Below are 17,596 nucleotides of genomic sequence, written 5' to 3'. Positions count from 1 at the left end.
CCGCCCCAGCATGGTGTAACACCTCGACGCGGGTTAGGCAGCAGGAGCAGATCATGGGCAGTCTAACCTTTGACTTATTCATATCCGACGGGCTGGGCCGCGCCGGCGAGGAGTCTGCTGTCCTGGTCGACCTCCGTTCACCCTGCAGCATGCCGTAGCTGCGTGGGCCGAGCAGTCGGGTAAGACCCTGACGCACGTCTACGCCACCCACGGGCACAGGGACCACTGGTTCTGTGGGCCACCTCTGATCGAGCGATTCCCGCCCGTGACGCTATACCGCCGCACTCGGCGTCAGCCCCGCCCAAATCTCACTCGCCGAAAACGGCCACGTCCGCGTCGACGACAGCGTTGTGGCCCAGAGCATTTCGGCGGCACTGCAACATCAATCAAGGATTTTGCGCAGCGCATCCACGATGTCCGTCGCACGCCTGTCGTCGATGGCCTCCATCTGGTTGGTGAGAAATGCGAATCCGATCCCTGAGTCGGGGTCGGCGAAGGCAACCTGTCCGCCGGCTCCGTCGTGTCCGAAGCCGTAAGGGGTGAGGTAACGGCGCGCTTCCGAATCCAACTGAAATCCCATTCCCCAACGTGGCCACGGCCCCGGTGCCTCAAATACCGGAGGACCGTCGGACTGCACAGCCAGGGCGTCGCGAAGCGTGGCATCGTCGAGGAGGCGAACCCCTTCCGTCTCTACGACAGTTGCTGACCAGATTGTTGCCAGCCCTCGCGCACTCGCGATTCCGCCGGCTCCAGGAATCTCAGCCTGCTGGATCTGCGGGTCATTGAAGCCGACGCCGTCGCCCACGAGAGACGGGGGCCATGCGCCGCCGAGCGTCATCGCCCGATCGGACCAGTCGACCTCGTCGGGCGACCGAACAGCCGCCTGTTGCCTAATCAATTCGGCCAAGGTCGAACCGACCTGCATGCCGGCTACGCGAGGAACAAATGGAGCCGGCAGCCCGATCCACGCCTCTGCGCCCAGGGGATCGGCAACAAGGTGTCGGAAGTATTCGCCGACGGTCATGTGGGTGACGCGCCGTATCACCTCTCCGATCAGCCAACCGTGGGTGATCGCGTGGTATCCCCAGCCGGAGCCGGGCTCCCACAAGGGTTCCTGCGCGGCAAGATGATTCACGACCGTCCCCCAGCTCAGGACGTCTCTGCGGGTCAGATCCGCGCGCGGAGCGGATACACCGGACCGGTGCGAGAGGAGGTCTTTGACTCTCACCGCCGCCTTCCCCGCTGCGCCGAATTCCGGCCAATAATCGGTGACGCGTGCGTCGTAGTCGAGGCGTCCTTCTTGCACGAGCCGTGCGGCAAGAATCGCCGAAAGGCCTTTGGTGCACGAGAAGATCACACCCAGAGTGTCGTCCTGCCATTCCCTTCCTGTTCGACTGTCGGCGAGCCCGCCCCATAGCTCGACTACCGTGCGACCGTGGTGCCGGATAGACAATGCCGCTCCCATATCGGGCTTGCCCTCGAACGAGGAAGTGAATGCCCTGAGCACTGGCTCGAACCCCGCCGAGACGGTTCCATTGATCGTCACCGTCACGAGTTCATCTCCTCTGATTCGAGCCGGATCGACGGTTCGTCGGCTGCCCACGCAATGCCGATCGGGTCGCCCACTCGGCCGAAGAATTCGCCGTCGCCGGAGGTGTTCTCGAAGGCGAGCAACACCCAGTCCCCCAGCCTGTTTCGAATGATTCGTCCGCTGTAGAGGGACTCGGACGCGATCAGTCGGGCCGATTCGATCGAGAACGGCCCGGTCACCGAGATGGCTTCCGCTGCCCAGATCCCGCCGCGCTCCCCCCGCCGTTTGCGTTCGTCCGAGAGTGCGGCAGTGTCGCACGAGAAGAGAAGAAAGTCCCTGCCGTCGATAGTAGCGATCTGAGGTACTTCGATGTGCGCGAAGCCTGCACCGCTGGCGCTCAGCGGCGGTTGCACCTTCCAGGACACGAGGTCGGTGGACGTTGCGTGCCCGACGACACCGCGCTCGTCATTGGGACCATTGTTGGATCTGGCCGTGATCAACATGTGCCACCCCTCCCCATCGGAATCGGCGAACACCCACGGATCGCGCCACGCTTCCTCTGGCCAGCTGGAGGTGCCGAGCGTCTCGTACCACTCGGGGTCTGCACTCGTTGTCGGGCCGGGTGCCTTCACCCACGTGTGCAGGTCCACTGACGTGGCGAACCCGATCGTTTCCACATTCGCGTGCGACGTCGGCGACAGGAAACGGGAGCCCGTGTAGAACATCCGCCAGATTCCGTCGGGACCCTGAACGACGCTCCCGGTCCAGGTGGCTGTCGCATCGAACTCGTCGGGCGAGCCTGGCCGAAGCACAACTCCTCTATCCGTCCACGTCACGAGATCGGATGAGGTCGCGTGCCCGATCTCTGCGTTGCGGTGTCGAAGGTGTTGGTCTCCGAGCGCCTTGGGCGCGCGGAGGTAGAACATGTGGAACAGGTCGCCATCGTCGGCAAGCCAGAAATCCCACACCCAGTGATTTTCGAGCGAGAAGGTCATTCGGTCCTTTGCAGTATCGTGAGGCGACGACGAAGCGCGCCCTAATGGGTGTGTTTCGCGCGCCCTAGCCTTTGATCGCGCCCTGAAGCAGTGCGCCGATGAATTGGCGCTGGAAGATCACGTAGACGACGATCGTCGGCAGCATCACGATCAACGATGCCGCGAACAAAAGAGGCAGCGCATCGATGTACTGCCCCTGGAATGCACCCAAGGCGCCAGCCATGGTGCGCTTGTCGGGATCGTCCACGAGAACCAAGGGGAGCAGAAACTGGTTCCAGGTCCAGAGGAACAGCAAGATTCCCAAGGCCGACAGGGCGGGCCGGGCGAGCGGGATCTGGATGCGCCGGAACTCCTGCATGACGCCGGCACCATCGACTCGAGCGGCTTCCGACAGGTCGCGGGGAACGCCGAGGAAGTGCGCCCGCATCCAGAACACCCCGAACGGCATGTACAGGCCGATCAGCGGGAGGATGATCGCCCATTGCGTGTTCAGTAGTCCGTAAGACGTGATCTGGTAATAGAGCGGGATGACGATCGCCTCGAAGGGGATCGTGAGCCCGAGAACCATGGCCACGAGGACGACCTGTCCACCGCGCACGCGAAGGTTACCGAGCGCGTATCCGGCGAACGTTGCGAAAAGCAGGCTGACCGGTACGACGACAGCAACGATGAGAAGGCTGGACCCGAGAAGTACCCAGACATGCCCGACGGTGAAGGCGGTGACGAAGTTCTCCCAGTGGGGGTGCGTCGGCCATGTCAGGCCGGTCGGCAACCGGTCGGCCGGTTGGAGTGCTGCAGACAGCATGCTGAGCAGCGGCAACACGGTTATTGCGAGGATCACGACCAGGATGATGCGGCCGACGATCACCTCAGTCTTGCTGGTAACCATCAGTCCCTCTCTCTCGCGATGCGCTGAACGGGCAGAACGACGGCGAGCACGAGGATGAGCAAAACGATCCCCAGCGCCGACGCAAGACCGACTTGTCCCTGCACGAACGCGAGCCGGAAGATCGAGATACCCGGCACGAGCGTCGTCGTGCCGGGGCCGCCCTTGGTCGTGGTGTAAATGATGTCGAAGCTGCTGAGGGCCGCGATGATCGTGATCGTCACGAGGACGACGATCTCTTGGCGGACACCCGGAAGCGTCACGGCGCTGAACATCCGGAACCATCCGGCGCCGTCGATGCGTGCTGCCTCGTACAGCGCGGGGTCGATCTTTCCCATGCCGGTCAACAGCAAGACCGTGCATAGTCCCGTGAGGACCCACGAACCGATCAGACCGACCGCCGGAAGGGCCGTACCGAAGTCTGCAAGCCAGGAACGGGACAGGAAGCCGAGGCCGGCTGCGTTGAGGATGGAGTTGATCGTTCCCGTCTGCGCGTACATCCAGGACCATGCGATTCCCGCCGCCACCAAAGGGACGATCTGAGGGAGGAAGAGGATGGTGCGCGCCGCGCTCGAGAACGCGCCCTGCCGCATGTTTCGGATGAGCGTGGCCAAGATCAGACCGCTGACAACCGGAATGATCGTGAAATAGATGATGAGCACAAGGGCATTGGCGATCGGTGCCAGCAAGGTCGGATCCGTGAATATCTGGGCGTAGTTCTGGAGTCCGATCCAGCTGGAGGCTCCTATTCCGTTCCACTTGTAGAACGAGTACTGCACTGCTGTCAGCAAGGGATAAAGAACGAAGAGGCAATAGGCGGCGACGGCCGGGAGCAGAAAGAGGTATCCGGTCAGCAGCGCGCGCCGCGCTAGCCGAGAGGCTCCTCGAGTAGCGCGGCGCGGTTGGGGACGATTCACTGTCCGGCCAGGTCCTTTAGGTAGAAGGCCTGGATGGCTTTCGTGAACGCCTCAGGGGTCATCTTGTTCGAGAGCAGGAGCTGCTGGTCGGGCTGAAGCGCACCCTGGTAGATGCCTGCCGTGGTGTTGGCGATGAAGTCGGTGAATCCGTCGTCTTTGCCCACCGTTGCAGACAAATTGAGCGCGGTTTCGATGAGCGAACCCTTCTCGACCGTTGGGAGCTTCTGCGACGGGTCCCCGCCGGGCGAGGCGCCCGTAACGTCGACGACGATCTGTCGCGCCTTCTCGTCGGTCGCGATCCAGTTCAGGAAGTACGCGGTGGTGTCGTGATTCTTCGACTTCGACGGAATCGCGAAGGTGTTTCCCGTGCCCATCGCGACGTATTTTCCGCCCTTGGTCTCAGGGGGCATGAGGAAGAACTGCGCTCCGCCCTTGCCGAGCGCCTTTTGGACGTTGGCCGCATCCCAGTTGCCGTCCCACATGAACAGGCCCTGTCCTGCGGAGAAGTTCGCGACCATCGTCGTGTAGTTGATGGCGTTGACGTCGGGGGGCAGGTAGCCCTTCGTCGCCCAGTCCTGGAATGTGGTCGCACCCTTCAGCGAAGCCGGAGTGTCGAATGTGGCGCCCGGCTTGTTGAACATCCAGTCGATGAGCTTCTTCTTATCGCCGTACTGGTTGATGAGTGCCTGCGAGACGAATGTTCCGACCCCGTCCTGCATTCCCGTCTGCACAGGCAGCACAGCTGCATCCTTGGCCTTCTGCAGGTCGGCTTCGAGCTCGTCGATGGTCGCGGGGATCGAGGTGATCCCGACCTTGTCGGCAAGTTTCTGGTTCATGTAGATGCCGGTCACGGAGTAGCCGATGCCGAACTGCCACAGCGAACCCTCGCCCCGGACGCCGGCCTCGTTCATACGGGCCGTGGCTAACTGGCCGGCAGAGAACTTGTCCCAGCCGTACGCCTTGAAGTACGGGTCGAGGTTGGTGACCAGTCCGTCCTTGACCGTCGAGCCGAGCGTCGAGAGCCGAATCAGGTCGGGAGCATCTGCGCTCGCCATGAGACGCGGCCCGTTGGCCAGCAGGTTCTGAAAACTGTCGCGGACGATCGTGAACTTCACATTCGGGTGCTGCTTCGTGAACTCGGCAGCCAGTTTGGAGGTGACCGGAAAGCCCGTCTCGTCTTGAATCTTCAATGTGACGTTCTTCGACGTCAGTTTTGTGCTCGCGCTTCCGCTCTGGCCTGGGGACGTGTTCGAACTTCCCGGGGCGCAACCGGCCAGGGCGAACAGCGTCACCGCCGCGGCGGCTGCCAGCACTATCGCGCGCGTGGCGCGAGTGGATGTGCTCATAGGTTGACTCCTTTGTCGTCGGGCTATGCAAGGGTGCAATGGCGACTTCCCATTCGAGGGAATGGTAGCTGCTAAATGGGTTTAGCTTCTGTATATTCCCTCCGATGGCTTAGCTTGTCAAGCTTTTGTTGTTCTGCATGTTTCTAGGTGCCGATCTGGTTGAATCGGTTTAGCATCGGAGTAGACCGATTCGACTATTCTTCGGACGGGCATGCTTCTGCGGTGCCCGACGATGGCTACGATCACTCAAAGGGAGGAAACTGATGACGACCAAGCGCGTGACTTTGGCCGACGTTGCGCGTCTAGCCGGGCTTTCGCAAACAGCCGCCTCGATGATTCTCAATGGGCGTCCCGATACTCGATTGTCGCAAGACGCCCATGACAGGGTGAATGCCGCCGCCCAACAGCTCGGATATCGGCCCAACGTCGCCGCACGCGGGCTACGCACCGACAAGACACTGACGATCGGTTTCATCTCAGACGTCGTCGCGACCACTCGATTCGCATCCGGCCTGATCAAGGGTGCGCTGGAGGCGGCCGAGGAAGCCGGCCATGTCGTACTCGTGCTCGAAACCGGCGGAGAGCCCGCGCGTGAAGCCGAAGCCATCGCCGCCGTTCTCGACCGCCAGGTGGACGGCATCATCTTCGCCACGATGAGGGCCCGTGAACTGTTCGTGCCCGAGCTACCCGCCGGCACTCCGGTCGTCATGCTGAACGCCACCAACGCACTCCACTCCGCATCGGTCCTGCCAGACGAAGAATCCGGGGGCAGAACAGCGGTGCAATTGCTGGTCGACGCTGGCTACCGCGACGGAATCGCCCTCATCGGCCAGAACGACGAAGTCGAACGTAACATGTTCCGATCTGCGACAGTCGCGCGCCGAATCGCAGGAATCCGCTCGGCGATGGCCGAGAACGCACTCGAATTCATCGCGGAGAAATCGATCTGGCTCTGGGAACCTGAAGACGGATACGTCGCTACGAAATCGCTGCTCGTCGAACACCCGGAGGTTCGGGCACTGCTGTGCATGAACGACCGAATCGCCTTCGGCGCCTACCAGGCACTGGCCGAATCCGGGCTGTCTGTGCCAGATGACGTCTCCGTCGTCTCATTCGACAACGACGAATTGGCCGCATACCTTCGTCCCGGATTGACGACGGTCGGTCTCCCCCATGAGCAGATGGGGCGACAGGCGGTCGAACTTCTGCTCTCCGGCGAAAACAACGGAGAGACGCTGATTCCCATGCCGGTGGTGCGACGATCCTCCCTCGCTACGCCCGCGTAGGTCTTTTGCGTGGGCCTCACGCTGCGCGCCGAGTCGCGCTAACCGACGGATGCCTGCGAAGTCGTGGCGCGCGCGATCAGTTGAGTCGGGAAGACCTTCGCGGTCCGCCGCTCCGTCGGCGCTCCGAGTTCCCGCAGAAGGTCGTGCGCCGCCGTAGCTCCGATCAGCTCGAACGGAACACTGATCGTGCTCAAGTCGAGCACGGCCGAGATCTCATGCCCGTCGTATCCGATTATCGCGATGTCGCGCCCGGGTCTGACGCCGCGGTTCTTCATTGCCTGGATCGCCCCGAACGCCATCTCGTCAGAGAACGCGAACACGGCGGTGGGTGGTTCATCCGAGTCGAGAAGCTGCGTCATCGCCCGCTCACCGCCCGCAATCGTGTAGTCACCGGGCACCTGGAGACGATCGTTCAGAGGGAGTCCCGCACGCTTCATCGCGTCGAGGCAGCCGAGATACCTCTGATGTTCGAGAACGATCGGGTTGTCGAGTTCGCGACCGTAAATGACTCCGATCCGCTGATGGCCCCGCTCGAGGAGGTGGTCCATCGCGCTGGCGGCTCCAGCCCGATCGTCGATGTTGATGTTCGACGCACGCGGCCCGGTCGAACCGAATATCGTGACGGGCATCCCGAGCTTCAGAATCCCCTCGAGGTCAGGGCTTTCGGCCGAGACCGACAGCACCAGAAACCCGTCCACTCGTCGGGCGAGCCGCTTGTGCGGGGGCACCGGGTGAGGGTCACTCGGGTCTCCGGTGCAGTGCAGAAGCAGATCCATGTTCGCCGCCCGCATTTCGCTCTCGATCCCCTTGAGCATTCGCAGAAAAGCCAGTCGATCGACGAACGGGGTGATGATTCCGATGCTTCCGGCCTTGCCGGTCGACAATGCCGCGGCGGCGGGCGAGGCGACGTAGTCCAGACGGCTCGCTACGTCGAGGACGTGTTGACGGATCACGGGATCGACCGAGTCGAAGCCGCGAAGTGCGCGCGACACCGTAGCAGTCGAGACACCCGCGACACGCGCAAGATCTTTGACAGTAACTCCCACCCGGTCCTCGTCTCTCGCGGGAATGCTCTCCATCACGCGCTGGCGCCGTGATCTGCCCGCATCGCTACTGTAACCGATTACGTGCTGGGTTCGTACTCTGCATTAGCTGGAATCTTCCAGCGAGTGCGCTGCCATAGCTTTCGATTTCGTTACATTCGAGATTGCAAAGTAACCGATTACTTGACATCGGTTCCCGGCCCATGCATCCTGATTGGCAGTGAGTCATTCGGCGCACTTCGACCGATTTGTTTCCGACGGAACATCGAGTCGAGCACAGCAACTCATAGGAGAGACATCGTGCATAAGCAAGTTAAGGCCGTCGCGTTCACGTTGGCTGCGGCGTCGCTGGTCGCCGGGGCGTTGGCCGGTTGCGCGTCCGGTAGCGCCACCAGCAACAGCGGTGTCGGCCCGATCACATTCGCGTCAGGCAAAGACCTGACCGGCGCCATGCCACAGCTGCTTGCCCAGTGGAACAAGCTTCACCCTGATCAGAAGGTCACGTTCATCGAACTTTCGGCCTCCCCTGACGACCAGCGAAACTCATTCATCCAGGATCTTCAAGCCAAGAGCGACAAATACGATGTGATGTGGGACGACGTCGTCTGGACCTCGGAGTTCGCCGCACACGGTTGGCTTGCGGAGTTGGACAAGTCGAAGGTAGGCGGCAGCGACGTGCTCCCGGCCGCGGTCAATACCGCCACGTACAACGGAAAGATGTACGGCGCACCGTTCATGACGAACGCGCAGCTGCTCTACTTCCGTTCGGATCTGATCCCCGAAGCGCCCAAGACATGGGATGAGATGCAAGCGGATTGCGCGATCGCCACCGCGCACAACATGACCTGCTACGCGGGCGGACAATTCGCCCAGTACGAGGGCCTGACGGTGAACGTCGCGCAGGCGATCAACTCGGCCGGCGGCTCGTTCCTCAGCCCTGACGGAAAGACGGTCACCGTCGACTCGCCCGAGGCGCGTGCGGGACTCCAGCATCTCGTGGATCTGTTCAAGAAGGGTGACGTGAAGCCGGCGGCGATCACGTACCAGGAACAGCAGAGCGCCGATGCCTTCCTGAGCGGAAACTCCTTGTTCCTGACCAACTGGCCATACGTCTACACGGCTGCCAGCGACAAGACATCGAAGATCGCCGGAAAGTTCCAGATGACGACCCTTCCCGGTAAGGCCGGCCCTGGCGTTTCCTCACTGGGCGGAATCGATCTGGGCGTGTCCGCGTACTCGAAGCACCAGAAGACCGCCAAGGATTTCGTCGCCTGGATGCAATCGCCATCGAGCCAGAAGATCCTCGTTTCGGTCATGAACCAGGCGTCGGTATTGCAGAGCCTGTACAGCGACCCCGCGCTCGTGAAAGTGTCGCCGTACCTCCCCGAATTGAAGGACTCGCTCCTGGGGGCCAACCCCCGCCCGAAGACGGCTAACTACAACGCGGTGACGCTGGCGATCCAGCAGAACGCGTACGCCGCATTGCAGGGCAAGGTCACGGTCGACCAGGCGATCACGAAGATGGCGGCAGATCTCAAACAGGCCATCCAGTAGAACGATCTCGCAACCTCCAACCACGAAAGGCGAGCCGTGTCCATCGAAGTCGATGAAAGACGAACCGTCCTGACGACGACGCCCGAGCGGGCACCACGCGTCAAGAACTCGAAAGAAGGCCGGCTCGCCTTCTGGCTGGTATTGCCAGCCATGCTCGTGCTCACGATCATCATCGGGTATCCGGTCATCGCCGCGATCATCCGATCCCTGTTCGGCGACACGATCGCAACCGCACCACCGTTTGTCGGCTTGGCGAACTATGTCAGTGCTCTCTGGGGACAGAACAGCGCAGAGTTCTGGGACGCAACCGGAACGACCTACTTCTTCACGGTCGTGACGGTCATTCTCGAGACGGCGATCGGGTTCGCGATGGCACTGGTCATGAACAAGGCCTTCCGCGGTCGTGGGCTGATCCGCGCTTCGGTGTTGATCCCGTGGGCGATTCCCACAGCGGTCACGGCTGTGTTATGGAAATGGGCCTTCGATCCAGCCGGAATCATCAACGCTGTCACGGGATCGAGCGTGGTGTGGACAGGCGCTGAATGGTCCAGCCGGTTCGCGATCATCGTGGCCGACACGTGGAAGACGGCGCCGTTCATCGCCCTCCTGATCCTCGCCGGCCTTCAGATCATTCCCGAGGAGGTCTACGAAGCGTCCCGAATCGACGGCGCGAATGCTTGGCAACGATTCCGGCTCATCACGCTGCCACTGGTGAAACCGGCGCTGCTCGTCGCGATCTTGTTCAGGATGCTCGATGCGCTGCGAATGTACGATCTCCCGCAGATCCTCACGCACGGCGCCAATGGCACCACCACCCTCTCGATCCTGGTTGTGCGAGCGACCCTCAGCGAGTTGAAACCAGGCTATGGCGGAGCGCTCTCGACGCTGACCTTCATTCTCATCTTCGTGACGGCGTACCTGTTCGTTCGCCTGCTGGGCGCCAACGCCGTCAGCGGACAGGAAAAACCATGACGACCCTCACCGCGATCAAGCCCACCGCCAGCCAACGCACGCCCCGCCCAAATAGTCCCCGGGCGGCCCAACGAGCCTGGTTCTATTCGGCGATCGTCCTCCTCGTGCTGTTCTGCGTTCTGCCGTTCTACTGGATGCTCGTCTCAAGCCTCAAGGGGCCTCAAGACATCCTCGACAACCGTCTGATACCGATCCATCCGACACTTCAGAACTACGAAGCCGTATTCGGCGACCAAAACAGCTTCACGCTCGCACTTCGGAACAGCCTGATCATCGCCGGCTCGGTCACGATCCTCGCCCTGATACTCGGGATCTTCGCCTCGTATGCGCTGGCGCGGCTGAAGTTTCGAGGAAAGGCGGTAGTGCTCGCGGTCTTCCTGGCGACAGCGATGTTCCCAGGAGCATCCATCCTCACCCCCTTGTTCCAGCTCTTTGCCAACCTGGGTTGGATCGATACCTACCAGGCGATGATCATCCCTGACATCAGTTTCTCTTTGCCACTTGGCATCTACATCTTGACCAGCTTCTTCCGTGCGATGCCTTGGGAACTCGAGGAAGCAGCCCGAATCGACGGTTGCACCCCGATACAGGCTTTTCGACGGGTCATCCTGCCGCTCGCCGTTCCAGGGGTGTTCACCACCGCGATCTTGATCTTCATATCGGCCTGGAACGAGTTCATGATCGCGAACTCGATGTCGCAGACTCCTGACTCGCAGCCGGTGACCGTCGCCATCGCCCAATTCACGGGTATCTCCCAATACAGCCAACCGTTCGGCACTCAAATGGCCGCCGGCGTCGTCGTGACCGTCCCGCTCCTCATACTCGTTCTCATATTCCAACGCCGCATCGTCAGCGGCCTCACCGCCGGAGGCGTCAAGTAAGTGTCCCCACTCAAGGTCCTCTTCGTCGGTGGCACCGGCATCATCAGTTCCGCCTGCGCGGAATTGGCAATCGAACGGGGAATGGAACTGTACCTTCTCACCCGCGGGAACTCTGCTCGAACGTCTCCCGCAGGTGCGCACGTTCTACTCGCTGACGTGAACAACCCCGAACACGTCCGAACTGCACTCCGCACGCTTCGCTTCGACGTCGTCGTCGACTGGGTTGCGTTCACCCCGGCGGATATCGCCCGGGACAGTGAACTGTTCTGGGACATCACCGACCAGTACATCTTCATCAGCTCCGCGTCCGCATATCAAACCCCGCCAGCCTCACTTCCGATCACAGAACTCACGCCACTGAGCAATCCGTTCTGGAAGTATTCGCGACAGAAGATCGCCTGCGAAAACCGACTGTTCGACGAATACTTCGAGACGGGCCTGCCCGTCACTATTGTCCGACCGTCGCACACATACGACGAGACGATGGTCCCCTTCGATGGCGGTTGGACGGTGATCGAACGAATGAGACAGGGCAGGCCGGTCGTGATACCCGGAGACGGAACATCACTCTGGACAATGACGCACAGCAGCGATTTTGCGGTCGGGCTCGTTGGCCTGTTCGGAAACCAGCGTGCGATTGGCCAGGCCTTCCACATCACATCCGAGGATCCGATGACGTGGAATCACATCTACGACGCGATGGCCGCCGCCGCCGGCGTCGAACCCGACTTCGTCCACATCGCCTCCGATGCAATCGCGAAAGCCGACTCCGAGTGGGGCGCAGCGTTGCTCGGCGACAAGTCCCATTCGATGGTGTTCGACAACACGAAGGTGAAGAAACTCGTGCCGGAGTTCGCGCCGCAGATGTCGTTCACCGACGGAGCGCGAGGAATCGTTGCATGGCACGACGCCGATGCCGGCCGTCGCATCGTCAACCGGCAATTGGACGCAACGATGGACGTTCTCGTCGACGCGTACCGCCCGCGGACACTGTAAAGCGACACCAGGAAACGAAAGCTGAGAATGAAATACACAACGTTGGGCCGCTCAGGCGCGGTCATCTCGCAGGCGGCACTTGGCACAATGACATTTGGCTCCAGCACCGATGGTGATGAAGCCAAACGACAGCTTGCGAGCTACCTCGATCATGGCGGGAACTTCGTCGAGACCGCAGACATTTACAACTCCGGGGCTTCCGAGTGCATCATCGGCGAGTGGCTCAGCTCACTCGAGCCGATAACGCGATCACGGGTCTTTCTAGCAAGCAAAGCGCGGTTTCCCGTGGGAGTCGACCCTCGCGATGCGGGCCTCTCACGGCGTCATCTGAGACGCGCTCTCGAAAGTTCGCTACGCCGGCTAGAGGTCGATCACATCGACCTGTACCAACTGCACGCCTGGGACCCACTCACACCGATCGACGAAAGCATCGACTTCCTTGATGACGCGGTTCGAGCAGGGAAGATCTCCTACGTCGGATTGTCGAACTTCACTGGTTGGCAGATCGCCACAGCAGCCGCACAGGCGAAAGGTCGTTTCCCACTCGTCTCCATGCAACCCCAATACAACTTGCTCGTCCGCGAAGTCGAGTGGGAGATCCTGCCTGCCTCCCGACACGCTGGTCTCGGCCTGCTGCCGTGGTCACCACTCGGTGGCGGCTGGCTCACTGGCAAGTACACGCGTGACCTGGCACCTCACGGAGATACGAGGCTCGGCGAAAATCCAGACGCTGACGGAATGGAAGCTTGGGGCCGACGAAAGGACCTCGCGCGCACGTGGGACGTACTAGCCGCGCTCAGACGCATTGCGGAATCGCGAAATGTTTCGATGGCGAACGTCGCGCTTGCGTGGCTCGCGTCCAGGCCCGGAATCGCCTCGATCATTTTGGGCGCTCGCACCGCGGACCAGCTTGTCCACAACATCGAATCATTCGATCTGGACCTTGACCCGGACGAAATCGAATCGCTTGACGCGGCAAGCGACCCGGCACCATCGGACTACCCCTACGGTGCGCCAGGCATTGAGCAACGGACCCGCAGCATCGCCTAATTGATCGGGGATTGGGAGAAGCCATCTGGGCATCCTCTGCACGGTACCGTCAGGACTCGCTTCGCTCGGCGGTGATGGATTTCGCCGCACCCCATAGTGAGCCGATGTTGGCGCGACCCGGCCGCTTCGAAAGGATCCGCTCGTATTAGGCGGCTGGGACTCGAGGCGTCGCGGGTGTAACTGCGATGTCCCGAAAATCGCCGGCGCCGGATGCGGTGGTAACGGCGATGGCGGCAATGTAAGACAACGAAACGGAAGCCAGAAGTGGCACATGATGGGAGCAAGGATCAGATGAAAACGCGGGCAGGCTTCCCAAGGGGTGAAGCAGGCGACCGCGTACGCCTTCAACGGGGTGTGTGACTCGACTCTGACGGCGCGATTATTGTCAGTGAGTTGTCAAATTGTCGGTTCGCGTTCCAGCCTTCGACCCAAGACCCCAGTAATTCACTGGGATACGAGCGCTCATTCTGAAGCGGAGGGCGTGGGATTCGAACTCTATTCCCTCCCGGGCGACAGCCACATCGACTTCACGATTCTGCGTGATTCCGCGGCTCGTTGGCTCACCGCGACTCATGTCAGTGCTCTCCGGTTTAGTAGAAGTGTTGTCAGAACGTTGTCACAATTGAGTTCGGCTCGGCAGCGTCCTCTAGTCAGGGTCGGCGCCTGCGTCGAAGATGCGGTCGAGCTGCGCGTCGGGCTCGGTGAGGGTGAGAACGACGTCGCTGGCTTGAAGTCGGGTGCTGCCGCGGACTTGGAGGAGCCGGCCCTCGCGGTCATTATGCTGACCCATCCGTCGTCGCCAAGGTTGAGATCTTCGATTGTGGATCCGTCAGCCTGCGAGCCCGGCCCAACTGTGTGGCGATGGAGCCCCAAGGGTTTTCGTTGAAACGCAGTCCGAGAGCCGACGGTTCCGGGTCGACAAGGTGCATCGGCGCCCGGAACAGTCGAGCAAAGAACGGAATGAAACCGCCCTGGAAGATGCTGCGACAAGCACCACGATTAAGATCAATACCTATTGCCAAGTGGGTCCCTCAATATGAGGAAGCGGTCGATTTATGCGGGACGCTTCAAGGCGCGATCACAAGGTCACGCTGATCGTTCGGAGCACATCGGCGACCACATTACGGTCGGCCTCGCTGAGGCCCAGGATGGGTCTCGGTAGCGACGGGCGCCGAACGTATTCGAGTATTTCGGCGATCGCCGCAGTGACGCGCAGGCTGCCGTGTTTCGCGAACAACACCCAGAGGGGCTGCCATTGTGCAGCGAGCGCGATCGCCTCATCTCCGTCGCCGCGCTGAGAAGCCCTCGTGATCGCCAGGGGGTGCTGAGGGAGGGTGCCGGCGATGACCGAGTACCAGGCCTCGCAGCCTGCGTTCAGACCGGCAGCCCCATACGCGTCCCCGGAAACGCCAATTGTGACGTGCGGAGGAAGGATCCTCCGCAGATCCGCAATGCGCGCCCGGAGCTCGTCTGCCCCGAGCGAAACGCCGGGGATTTTGATCGAGGAGACGTTCGGCAGTGTCGCCACTGCGGCGTAGAGCTCGTCCGTGAAGGTGAAGTGGGTTGTTCCGGGGTTGTCATACACGATGAGGGGGACGGACAGTCCCTTCGTGACATCTTCGTAGAGGGTGTAAACGTCGTCGTTGGTGAGGGTTTGGTAAGTCATAGGTGCGAGAAGGACCGCCGCGGCTCCAGCGTGCTGCGCGTCGTCTGCAAGCTGCTGCACCTGACTGGTCCGTAGGCCGCCGATACCCGCAAACACTGGAGTGTCTCCTGCTTCTGCGACGCTGGCGGCGATGGCAGTTCCCCGTTCCTCGCGGCTCAGGTACGCGTAGCAGCCCGTCGAGCCGAGTGCGGTGATCGAGTCGACCCCGGATGCTGCGAGGCGCTGGATCAGGGAGCGGAACGCGGCGTCATCGATTCGGTCGTCGCGCAGCGGTGTGATCGGAAAGGCGCTGAGGCCGTGGAACATGGTCATCCTCCTGAAGCCGTTCGTTTCCGCAGCGGCGAGCATCACGAATTGCCTGCCGCCGTTCCAAGAACCCCCGTGAGGTCGTTGGCAAACCTCGCAGCCTCGTCCTCTGTCATCCCGGCCGTCGTCACTCGGATTGCCCGGATGGGATGGTCGGATACGGAGAAAGCGGACCCGGCGCGTACCGCCCAGCCGCGCGCACGCAACGCATCGACGACACGGGGCTCGCGGCCCCCGAGGGGAATCCACACGTTGAGCCCGTCGGCCGGGCCTGCCACCTCGATACCGTGGCGGCGCAGCTCGGAGATAAGCCGGCTGCTTCGTCTCGAGTACGTAGCTCTGGCCTTACCGAGCAGCTGAATGGTCCCCTGGTCAGCGAGCATCGTCGCGACGGCGTTCTGCAGAATGTGGCTGACCCACGTCGTGGCGGAGCTCAAACGCGCTCCGAGCCGACGTGATGTCTCCGGATCGGACAGCACCAGGGCGACCCGCAGGTCGGGGCCGAGGAACTTCGATACGGAACGGACGAGCGCCCAACGCCTTGACGACGCGGGGGTGATGCGGCGGTATGGGGCATCGGAGATCGCGGAGAAGTGGTCGTCTTCGATCACGAGAACATCGGGAAATGCTTCGAGGATCGCGGAGAGGCTATGTGATCGTCCAGCCGTGATGCTGGCGCCGGTGGGATTCTGTGCACGCGGGGTACAGATGACGGCGCGCGCCCCGGCACGCAATGCCGCTTCCAGTGCGCCCGGAACCATCCCTTCGGCATCGACGAGGACGGCGGCAGTCCGGAAGCCGTTGAGACGCAGCGTTCCGATACTCGAGAGAAAGCAGGGGTCCTCCACCGCAACGAGGTCCCCCCTGGTCAGATAGGCGCCCAGAAGTCGTTCCACCGCGTCGACAGCTCCATGCGTGACGACCAGATCGCACTCCCCTTCGACGTCCGGAACCATGTGCCGTTCGACCCACGCACCCAGATTCTCCGAGACCGGAGACGAACCGTAGAGGGGAGGAACATATCCGCCCCCGAGAAACCGGCCGAGGCTGGGAAGGAGAAGCCTGTCAGGATTCCCGCTTGCCAGGTTGGTCGTGGCGGCGTCAGAGGACACCCCCTCCGCCTCCAACAAGGGCACGCCGAGCACGACCGTTCCACCGCGCCGTCGCGACTCGACCAGTCCAGCTCCCGCAAGCTGTGCATACGCGGCCGCAACCGTGTTACGGTTCACCGCCAAGTGCTCGGCGAGATCACGGATCGACGGGAGCGCAACGCCCGGACCCAAATCGCCCCGATCCACCTGAGCGCGGATCGATTCCGCGATCTCCGATGCAGCGGATCCCGTGATCCCTTCGAACACAGCCATCGCCCCAGAATGCCATATGTCCTAGGACATACCAAGCAGGGGCAGCTTTGTGGCGAGGGTGCTCCGGATAAAAGCACGCCCTCGCGTCGGAGTATCGTCGGCAGCCGACAATGCCAATCAAACCTTTATGTCATAGGGCATTGTTGCTAGCATCGGGCCAACACAGAAGGAGTCGGTGTGTACACCTCAACGTTCAGCTTCCAGGCGAAACCCTACGACGACGAGTTTCATCGCCTCAATAGCGAAATCGCTGAGCGCGCTCGGACAATCCCCGGATTCCTCGGCGAGGAGGCGTGGAGCAACGACGAGAACGGTCTCTATTCAGAGGTCTACTACTGGGAGAGCCTCGAATCGCTGCACCAGCTGATCGGAATGGACACTCACCGTGAAGCCAAGCGGCAGCACGAGCGGTGGATCGGGCCGCACCGGGTAGTCATCGCTGAAGTGAAAAGCACGTATGGGGACGCCGGCTTAGGGCTGGAGCACGTTCCAGCCAGCGACTCGGCACCCAGTCACTGACCACCCACGCCAGCACTTGGAAGTGCAACGGGTGCGCACCGGGAGAGACCATTTACGCGATCGAGACTCGGTGGATGGAGGCCGTATTAGAGGTCGCTCAGGGGTGCCCGTTCTGGCGATGTCGGATTGATGGAGAACCTGAACCTCTCGGATGCACCGATCGTCGTGGCGCCGATGGCTGGTGTGCCGACGTCGGAGCCAACGCGAGCATCTTCCCATTCGCCTCGGAGGGCGCCCGTGAGACAACCCGAGACGAAAACGGAGCAACGCCACCGAAGCAGCCC

General features: G+C 61.8%; 16 protein-coding genes. 7 read left to right on the top strand and 9 right to left on the bottom strand.

What is annotated here, in order from left to right:
• Positions 1 to 382 precede the first annotated feature (382 nt).
• From AAYO93_RS00350 to AAYO93_RS00330, 5 genes are all read right to left on the bottom strand, one after another.
• The gene (locus AAYO93_RS00350; RefSeq protein ID WP_345763044.1) at positions 383 to 1,552 is read right to left on the bottom strand and encodes a serine hydrolase domain-containing protein; all 1,170 of its coding nucleotides are present in this window, start codon (positions 1,550 to 1,552) and stop codon (positions 383 to 385) included.
• A complete protein-coding gene (locus AAYO93_RS00345; protein WP_345763043.1) occupies positions 1,549 to 2,526 on the bottom strand; it encodes a family 43 glycosylhydrolase in 978 nt (325 codons plus the stop codon). The genes AAYO93_RS00350 and AAYO93_RS00345 overlap by 4 nt, the downstream gene beginning before the upstream one ends.
• Before the next feature lie 64 nt (positions 2,527 to 2,590).
• A complete protein-coding gene (locus AAYO93_RS00340; RefSeq protein ID WP_345763042.1) occupies positions 2,591 to 3,415 on the bottom strand; it encodes a carbohydrate ABC transporter permease in 825 nt (274 codons plus the stop codon).
• Positions 3,415 to 4,203 carry a carbohydrate ABC transporter permease gene (locus AAYO93_RS00335; protein ID WP_345763041.1) on the bottom strand — a complete coding sequence of 263 codons (789 nt, stop codon included), beginning with the start codon at positions 4,201 to 4,203 and terminating at the stop codon, positions 3,415 to 3,417. The genes AAYO93_RS00340 and AAYO93_RS00335 overlap by 1 nt, the downstream gene beginning before the upstream one ends.
• 122 nt (positions 4,204 to 4,325) lie before the next feature.
• The gene (locus tag AAYO93_RS00330) at positions 4,326 to 5,675 is read right to left on the bottom strand and encodes an ABC transporter substrate-binding protein (protein WP_345763040.1); all 1,350 of its coding nucleotides are present in this window, start codon (positions 5,673 to 5,675) and stop codon (positions 4,326 to 4,328) included.
• Positions 5,676 to 5,938: 263 nt separating this feature from the next.
• Here AAYO93_RS00330 and AAYO93_RS00325 point away from each other — a divergent pair, with 263 nt between their 5' ends.
• Positions 5,939 to 6,961 (top strand): LacI family DNA-binding transcriptional regulator, encoded by a 1,023-nt coding sequence (locus tag AAYO93_RS00325; RefSeq protein ID WP_345763039.1) that lies wholly within the window; start codon positions 5,939 to 5,941, stop codon positions 6,959 to 6,961.
• A 38-nt stretch (positions 6,962 to 6,999) separates the two neighbouring features.
• Here the strand turns inward: AAYO93_RS00325 and AAYO93_RS00320 are convergent, their stop codons facing one another.
• Positions 7,000 to 7,953 carry a LacI family DNA-binding transcriptional regulator gene (locus AAYO93_RS00320; RefSeq protein WP_345763038.1) on the bottom strand — a complete coding sequence of 318 codons (954 nt, stop codon included), beginning with the start codon at positions 7,951 to 7,953 and terminating at the stop codon, positions 7,000 to 7,002.
• 351 nt (positions 7,954 to 8,304) lie between these two features.
• On the opposite strand from AAYO93_RS00320, the gene AAYO93_RS00315 reads away from it, so the two are divergent.
• From AAYO93_RS00315 to AAYO93_RS00295, 5 genes are all read left to right on the top strand, one after another.
• Positions 8,305 to 9,558 (top strand): ABC transporter substrate-binding protein, encoded by a 1,254-nt coding sequence (locus AAYO93_RS00315; protein WP_345763037.1) that lies wholly within the window; start codon positions 8,305 to 8,307, stop codon positions 9,556 to 9,558.
• Between the two features lie 69 nt (positions 9,559 to 9,627).
• Entirely contained in the window at positions 9,628 to 10,530 is a 903-nt protein-coding gene (locus AAYO93_RS00310; protein WP_434056698.1) for a carbohydrate ABC transporter permease, read from the top strand.
• Complete coding sequence (locus AAYO93_RS00305; RefSeq protein ID WP_345763036.1) at positions 10,527 to 11,411, top strand: carbohydrate ABC transporter permease; 885 nt, start codon at positions 10,527 to 10,529, stop codon at positions 11,409 to 11,411. Before AAYO93_RS00310 ends, AAYO93_RS00305 begins: the two co-directional genes overlap by 4 nt.
• Positions 11,412 to 12,407: an SDR family oxidoreductase gene (locus tag AAYO93_RS00300; protein WP_345763035.1), complete on the top strand. Its 996-nt coding sequence runs from the start codon at positions 11,412 to 11,414 to the stop codon at positions 12,405 to 12,407.
• 27 nt (positions 12,408 to 12,434) lie between these two features.
• Positions 12,435 to 13,457, top strand: coding sequence for an aldo/keto reductase (locus AAYO93_RS00295; protein WP_345763034.1), 1,023 nt, complete (start codon positions 12,435 to 12,437; stop codon positions 13,455 to 13,457).
• A 646-nt stretch (positions 13,458 to 14,103) separates the two neighbouring features.
• Here AAYO93_RS00295 and AAYO93_RS00290 read toward each other — a convergent pair.
• The 3 genes from AAYO93_RS00290 to AAYO93_RS00280 form a co-directional block, all read right to left on the bottom strand.
• On the bottom strand, positions 14,104 to 14,247 hold the full coding sequence (locus tag AAYO93_RS00290) for a hypothetical protein (protein WP_345763033.1): 144 nt from the start codon (positions 14,245 to 14,247) through the stop codon (positions 14,104 to 14,106).
• A gap of 288 nt (positions 14,248 to 14,535) precedes the next feature.
• Positions 14,536 to 15,429: a dihydrodipicolinate synthase family protein gene (locus AAYO93_RS00285; protein ID WP_345763032.1), complete on the bottom strand. Its 894-nt coding sequence runs from the start codon at positions 15,427 to 15,429 to the stop codon at positions 14,536 to 14,538.
• Between the two features lie 41 nt (positions 15,430 to 15,470).
• Positions 15,471 to 16,793 (bottom strand): aminotransferase class I/II-fold pyridoxal phosphate-dependent enzyme, encoded by a 1,323-nt coding sequence (locus AAYO93_RS00280; protein ID WP_345763031.1) that lies wholly within the window; start codon positions 16,791 to 16,793, stop codon positions 15,471 to 15,473.
• Positions 16,794 to 16,970: 177 nt separating this feature from the next.
• On the opposite strand from AAYO93_RS00280, the gene AAYO93_RS00275 reads away from it, so the two are divergent.
• Positions 16,971 to 17,312, top strand: a complete 342-nt coding sequence (locus tag AAYO93_RS00275; RefSeq protein WP_345763030.1) for an antibiotic biosynthesis monooxygenase family protein — start codon at positions 16,971 to 16,973, stop codon at positions 17,310 to 17,312.
• Positions 17,313 to 17,596: the final 284 nt, after the last annotated feature.

The organism is Diaminobutyricibacter sp. McL0608 (assembly GCF_039613825.1).
Classification (GTDB): Bacteria; Actinomycetota; Actinomycetes; order Actinomycetales; family Microbacteriaceae; genus Diaminobutyricibacter.
Note: the sequence above shows the minus strand (reverse complement) of the source record. Positions and strands in the feature narration are given on the sequence as shown.